The organism is Actinosynnema sp. NPDC023658 (genome assembly GCF_040639995.1).
Taxonomy (GTDB): domain Bacteria; phylum Actinomycetota; class Actinomycetes; order Mycobacteriales; family Pseudonocardiaceae; genus Actinosynnema.
The window spans coordinates 1-5,709 of sequence record NZ_JBFAAX010000371.1; the positions used below are offsets into that span (position 1 = coordinate 1).

General features: G+C 72.0%; 8 protein-coding genes. All 8 read right to left on the reverse strand.

Going from position 1 to position 5,709, the window contains the following annotated elements; all coding sequences use genetic code 11:
* The coding region (locus tag AB0G02_RS26625; RefSeq protein ID WP_360798675.1) for a beta-ketoacyl synthase N-terminal-like domain-containing protein at window positions 1–959 on the reverse strand (959 nt) is incomplete at its 3' end.
* Window positions 956–2,164 carry a beta-ketoacyl-[acyl-carrier-protein] synthase family protein gene (locus tag AB0G02_RS26630; protein ID WP_360798678.1) on the reverse strand — a complete coding sequence of 403 codons (1,209 nt, stop codon included), beginning with the start codon at window positions 2,162–2,164 and terminating at the stop codon, window positions 956–958. The genes AB0G02_RS26630 and AB0G02_RS26625, both read right to left, overlap by 4 nt.
* Window positions 2,165–2,166: 2 nt before the next feature.
* Window positions 2,167–2,433 (reverse strand): acyl carrier protein, encoded by a 267-nt coding sequence (locus tag AB0G02_RS26635; protein WP_360798681.1) that lies wholly within the window; start codon window positions 2,431–2,433, stop codon window positions 2,167–2,169.
* A 65-nt stretch (window positions 2,434–2,498) separates the two neighbouring features.
* Window positions 2,499–2,993 (reverse strand): beta-hydroxyacyl-ACP dehydratase, encoded by a 495-nt coding sequence (locus AB0G02_RS26640; protein WP_360798684.1) that lies wholly within the window; start codon window positions 2,991–2,993, stop codon window positions 2,499–2,501.
* Window positions 2,990–3,403, reverse strand: a complete 414-nt coding sequence (locus tag AB0G02_RS26645; protein ID WP_360798687.1) for a hypothetical protein — start codon at window positions 3,401–3,403, stop codon at window positions 2,990–2,992. Before AB0G02_RS26645 ends, AB0G02_RS26640 begins: the two co-directional genes overlap by 4 nt.
* A 30-nt stretch (window positions 3,404–3,433) precedes the next feature.
* Window positions 3,434–4,174, reverse strand: a complete 741-nt coding sequence (gene fabG / locus AB0G02_RS26650) for a 3-oxoacyl-[acyl-carrier-protein] reductase (RefSeq protein WP_360798691.1) — start codon at window positions 4,172–4,174, stop codon at window positions 3,434–3,436.
* Between the two features lie 190 nt (window positions 4,175–4,364).
* The gene (locus AB0G02_RS26655; protein WP_360798694.1) at window positions 4,365–4,583 is read right to left on the reverse strand and encodes an MbtH family protein; all 219 of its coding nucleotides are present in this window, start codon (window positions 4,581–4,583) and stop codon (window positions 4,365–4,367) included.
* Window positions 4,580–5,709 (reverse strand): thioesterase domain-containing protein (locus AB0G02_RS26660; protein WP_360798697.1); only part of this gene is annotated, 1,130 nt, incomplete at its 5' end. The genes AB0G02_RS26660 and AB0G02_RS26655, both read right to left, overlap by 4 nt.

Sequence of the window (5,709 nt, forward strand, 5' to 3'; positions counted from 1 at the left end):
CACTCGCCGGCCAGCTCCTTGATGCGCACGCGCCGCGGGCCCGCGCCCAACGACCGCGCGACGCCCAGGGACTCCAGCCGGTCCAGCCGCTCGACCCCGGTCTCGCCGGTCGCGACGGCCCACACGTCGTCCACGTGGACGCCGGCCCGTTCCAGAGCCCGGGTCACGCACGACGCGAGGCCGTCCGCGGTGTCACCGGTGGGGCTGGAGCCGATCTCCACGGCCAGCACCTCCGCGTCGACCGCGCGCCCGGCGGCCCGTGCCACGTCGGGGTTCTCCGCGACGAACACCGCCGAGCCCTCCCCCAACGGGACGTGCGCGCCGATCCGCTCGTGCACGTTGTGCGTGCCCCACGCGGTGTGCGGGCTGAACTCCTCGACCGCGCCGACCAGGGCACCGTCCACGTAGCCGCGGCGGACCAGGTTGCGGGTGTAGCGCAGCGCGTTGAGGCCGGCGAGCTGGCCGCCCGCCACGGTGGCGTTGACGCCCTTGAGCTTGTGCCAGATCGCGGCCTGCCCGGCGGCGCAGTTCATCACGGTGTTGGGGAACAGCACCGGGTTCACCAGGTACGGCTTGTCCTGCACGAGCGTCTCGCGGCTGTAGTCGCTGGTGGACTTGAAGCTCCCCGCGGTCGTGCCCAGGACGATGCCCAGCCGGTCGCGGTTCGTGTCGTCCACGACCAGGCCGGTGTCGGCCAGCGCGAGGTGGCAGCCGACCAGGGCCAGCGCCGTGCTGCGGTCGAGGAACGCGGTCCCCTTGCGCCCCACGTAGTCCCGGGCGTGGAAGCCGACCAGCGCGCACGCCTTGGACTCCGGCAGCTCGTCGTCGAACGCGCCCTCGACGTCGACCAGGCCGCCCCTGCCCTCGCGGACCGCGGCGCTGAACTCGTCGGCGCCGGTTCCGGTGGAGGTCAGCACTCCCCAGCCGGTGATGGCCAGCGTGTCCGGTGCGGTGCTCATGCCACCCGTCCCAGGATCGTGATGGCGTTGTTGCCACCGAAGGCGAAACCGTTGTTCTGCACGACGTCCAGGCGTGCCTCCCGGGCCACGTTCGGCACCGGGTCGATGCCGACCAGCTCGGGGTCGGGCGTGGTGTGGTTGGTCGTGGGCGGCAGGAAGCCCTGGTCGATGCCCAGCGCCGAGGCGATCGCGCCGAAGCCGCTGGCCGCGCCCATCGTGTGGCCCAGCATCGACTTGATGGAGCTGATCGGCGGCGGCGTGGGGCCGAAGACGTCCAGCACCGCCTTGGACTCCACCGCGTCGTTGGCCGGGGTCCCCGTGCCGTGGGCGCAGATGTAGTCCACGTCGGACGCCTCGATGCCCGCGTTGCGGTGGGCACGCCGCATGCACTCCGCGATGCTGTCCTTGTCCGGTGCGACCATGTGGTTGGCGTCGCAGTTGAGGCCGTAGCCCAGCACCTCGGCGTAGACGTGCGCGCCCCGCTGCTCCGCGGACTCCAGGGTCTCCAGGAACAGCGCCGCCCCGCCCTCGCCGGTCAGGATGCCCGACCGGTTGGCGTCGAACGGCGAGCACGCGTGCTCGGTGAGCGCACCGAGGCGGAAGAACCCCGCGTGCGCCCAGCGGCACACCGAGTCCGCCCCGCCGGCGACCATGAAGTCGGCGTCACCGGTGGCGATCTGGTCGTAGGCGTAGCCCAGCGCGTAGTTGCTGGCCGAGCACGCGGTGGACAGGGTCATGGCCTCGCCGGTCAGGCCCAGCTCCCGGTTGACGGCGACCGCCAGCCGGGAGGCCGGGGCCTGTCGGACGAGGTCCGGGGAGATCGACGGCATCCCGTCGTCCACCCACTGCGCGGTGAGCTGCTCGATGACCTGCGACTCGCCGCTCGTGGTCCCGATGCTGGACCCGGCGCGGGAGCGCGCCAGCAGCTGCGGGTCGATGCCCGAGTCCTCCACGGCGAGCCGACCCGCCGCGGCGGCGAACAGGCTCGTCCGCCCCCACTCGTCCGGCGACAGCGAGCGCACCACGGCCTTCGGGTCGAAGTCGTGCACCTCCCCCGCCTTGAAGTGGGGGAAGCCGGAGGCGTCGAAGCTCGCGATCGGAGAGATGCCGCTGCGGCCCGCGCGCAGGGCGGCGCCGAAGGCCTCGGCACCGATCCCCACGCTCGACACGGGGCCGAGGCCCGTGATCACGACACGGCGGTCCACGGTCAGTCCTGCCAGTCGGCGTACTGCGAGAGCACCGTGTAGACGGCGCGCAGGTTCACCATGTTGGGCAGCTCCGCCTGCGGGATGGACACCTTGTACTTCTTCTCGATGCGGGCGAGGATCTCGATGGCCCGCAGCGAGTCCGCCTCGTGCTCCTCGGCGAAGTCGCTGGTCTCGGTGATCTCCTCGGGCTCGATCTCCAGTACCTCGGCGACGATCTCGCGGAGGTCGTCGAGCCGCTGCGGCTCCGTGGTCAGGGCCTTGGTCATCGTTGCTCCTCGGGGTGTGCGTCATCGCCCGGCGTGCGCCGGGGACGTGTGGTGCGGGGGGTAGGTCAGTTGCCGTCGAGGCCGTCGGTCTCGCGGATCACGGCCAGGACCTGGCCGATCGTCGCGACCAGCCGGTCGCCCGCGTGGACCTCTCCGGACATGAACGCGTTGGGGCCCATGATGGTCTCGATCCGCACCCGGTGGGTGAGGACGTCGCCGGGGTACGCGCGGTCGTGCACGACGACGCCGCGGGCGGCGCCGAAGATCAGGGTGCCGACGGGCCGCTCGGCGTCGGGCGTGCCGACCAGCCACAGCACCGCGCCCGCCTGCCCGAACGACTCCACGATCAGCGAGACCGGGTAGGCGTAGGCGGCGCCGGGCAGGCCGTCGGCCAGGCCCGCGTAGCACGGTTCCGAGCCGGTGACGGCCTTGGTGGCGGTGATGGAGACGCCCGGCTCCAGCTCCAGCACGCTGTCCACGAGCAGGACGGGGTGCCGGTGCGGCAGCACGCGGGTGATGTCGGCGTGGCTGAGCAGGGGACGCGTCAGCTGGGCGGTCACAGTGCCTCCTCCGGGTGGACGCGCAGGACCAGGGTCATCTTCGCCGCGACGACGTCGTCGGAGCGGCGGCACAGGGCCTTCACCCGCACCAGGTCGTCCTCCGCGGTGGGCACCCGGTCGGCCTGCACGCGCAGGACGTCGCCGGGCAGCAGCGGCGCGCTCAGCGACACCGACACGATGGTGTCGATCTCGGTGCGCACCCCGTCGCCGCGCTCGGCGGCCACCATCCGGCGGACCGCCTGGTGCACCGACTCGATGGTGAAGACACCGGGGTAGATCGTGAAGTGCGGGTAGTGCCCGGCCAGGTAGGGGTCGTGCGCGACGACGTCCTTCTCGGCGCGGACACCCTTTCCGGGCAGCACCTCGACGCGGTCGACCGCGGTCAGCGGTGCGGCGTGCGTGCGTTTCACGGGAATTCTCCTGGGTCGCGGGACATGGTCCTAGATGACGATTCCGCCATCGACCTGGAGCACCTGGCCGGTGATGTAGCCGGCCTTGTCGGAGAGCAGGAACGACACCAGGTCCGCCACGTCCGACGCTTGGCCGAAACGGCGCATCGGAATCATCTTCTTCGCCTTGTCCCGCACCTTGTCGGGCAGTTCGGCGGTCATGTCGGTCTCGATGAAACCGGGTGCCACGACGTTGACCCGCACGCCGTAGGGCGCGAGCTCCTTGGCCAGCGCCCGGCTCATGCCGTTGATGCCGGCCTTCGCCGCGGAGTAGTTCGTCTGGCTCGCGGTGCCGTAGACGCCCGCCACCGAGGACAGGTTGACGATCGCGCCGGACCGCCGCTTCATGAACCCGAACGCGACCGTGCGGCAGAAGTTGAACGTGCCGGTCAGGTTGGTGTCGATGACCGCGTTCCAGTCCGAGTGCGGCATCAGCACCATCGGGTTGTCGCGGACGATCCCGGCCGAGTTGACCAGCGCGTCGAGCTCGCCCAGCTCCTCCTCGGCGGCCTTGACGAACGCCTCGACCGCCTCGGAGTCCGCGACGTCGCACGGCGCCTGGTACACGGCGACGCCGCGTTCGCGCAGCGCCGCCTCGGTCTCCGCCGCGGCTTCGACGCCGCCGCGGTAGCAGAAGGCGATGTCGAACCCTTCGTCGGCCAGCGCGATGGCGGTGGCCCGGCCGATGCCCCGGGAACCCCCGGTTACGATGGCGCTTCGTTTCGCAGACATGGCACTTTCCCGTCGCCGTGACCTGATGCGTGATGAATGATCCGGGGAATCCCGAGGCCGGGTTTCCCCGGACCTTTCGGGGGTTTTCGATTTCCCTGCCGTGCAACCAACATAGTCGGCGCCCGGCGGCGCGCTCAATGATCTGCGCGCCGATTGCCTGAACTTGCAAGCGCCCCGTGCGGGGGAACGCTCAGGCGCCGGCCCCGGACATCGCCGCGACGAGGCTCTTGGGCCGCATGTCGGTCCAGTTCTCCTCGACGTGGCGCAGGCAGGCCTCGCGGCTGTCCGGCCCCAGGGTGGTGGTCCAGCCCTCGGGGACGCGGGCGAACGCGGGCCACAGGGAGTGCTGGCCCTCGTCGTTGACCAGCACGAGGTAGCTCAGGTCGTCGTTCTCGAAGGGGTTCGTCACGGTCGTGTTCCTTCCGGGGTGGGGTCGCCCGCGGCGGCGCCGAGGGCTCGGGCCAGCACGCGGCCGATGTCGGCGAGCGGCGCCGGCTGCGTCATGTCGTTGTGGTGGGCGGCGATGTCGTGGCGGACGACGCGGTCCACGTGGCCGTCCCAGCGGTCCGGGCTCGGTCCGTCCGGTCCCTGGTCGTGCGCGGCGACGAACAGCAGGACGTCGCCCGCGACGCGGCCGTTCACGTGCTCCCGGGCGAGCCTGGTGTTGTTGGCAAACACCTCGTGGATGCCGGTCAGGTGCTGTTCGGACAGCTCGCCCAGCACGCCGTCCTGCGCGCTGAGCAGCTCCGCCACGCGGGCCCGGTCCAGCGGACCGTCGCCCAGTGCCGCGCGGTCGTAGCCGGAGACGTCCAGCAGGGCGCCGAACAGCTCGTCGGCGTCGATGGGCGTGCCGGGCAGGCGCTCGGCGTCGCTCTTGGGGAACGAGTCGAGCAGCGCCAGCACGGCCACCTCCTCGCCCTGCTCCTGGAGCCGGGCGGTGATCTCGTGCGCGACGTGCCCGCCGAACGACCAGCCCAGCAGGTGGTACGGGCCTTCCGGCTGCACCGCGCGGATGTGCGCGAGGTACTCGTCCGCGACCTCGCCCACGGTCGTGGGCAACGGCCCGCCCGCCGCGTCCATGCCGCGCGACTGAAGCGCGTACACGGGCCGGTCGGGCCCGAGGTGGCGCAGCAGGCCCGCGTACGACCAGCCGAAGCCGCTGGCCGGGTGCACGCAGAACAGCGGCGGCAGCGAACCGCCCCGGCGCAGCGGCAGCAGCACGTCGAACGCGCCGCCGTCGTCGTCCTCGCCCAGGTGGGCGGCCAGCTCCGCGACCGTCGGCGCCTGGAACAGGCTCCGGATCGCCAGGTCGACCCCGAAGCAGGCCCGCACCCGGCTGATCAGCTTGGTGGCCAGCAGCGAGTGGCCGCCGAGGTCGAAGAAGCCGTCGTCGATGCCGACCGACGACAACCCGAGCACCTCCGCGAACAGCTCGCACAGCACGCGCTCGCGCTGGTCGCGGGGCGCCCGACCGCCCGCGGTCGCGTCCGGGGCGGGCAGCCCGCGGCGGTCCAGCTTCCCGTTGGGCGTCAACG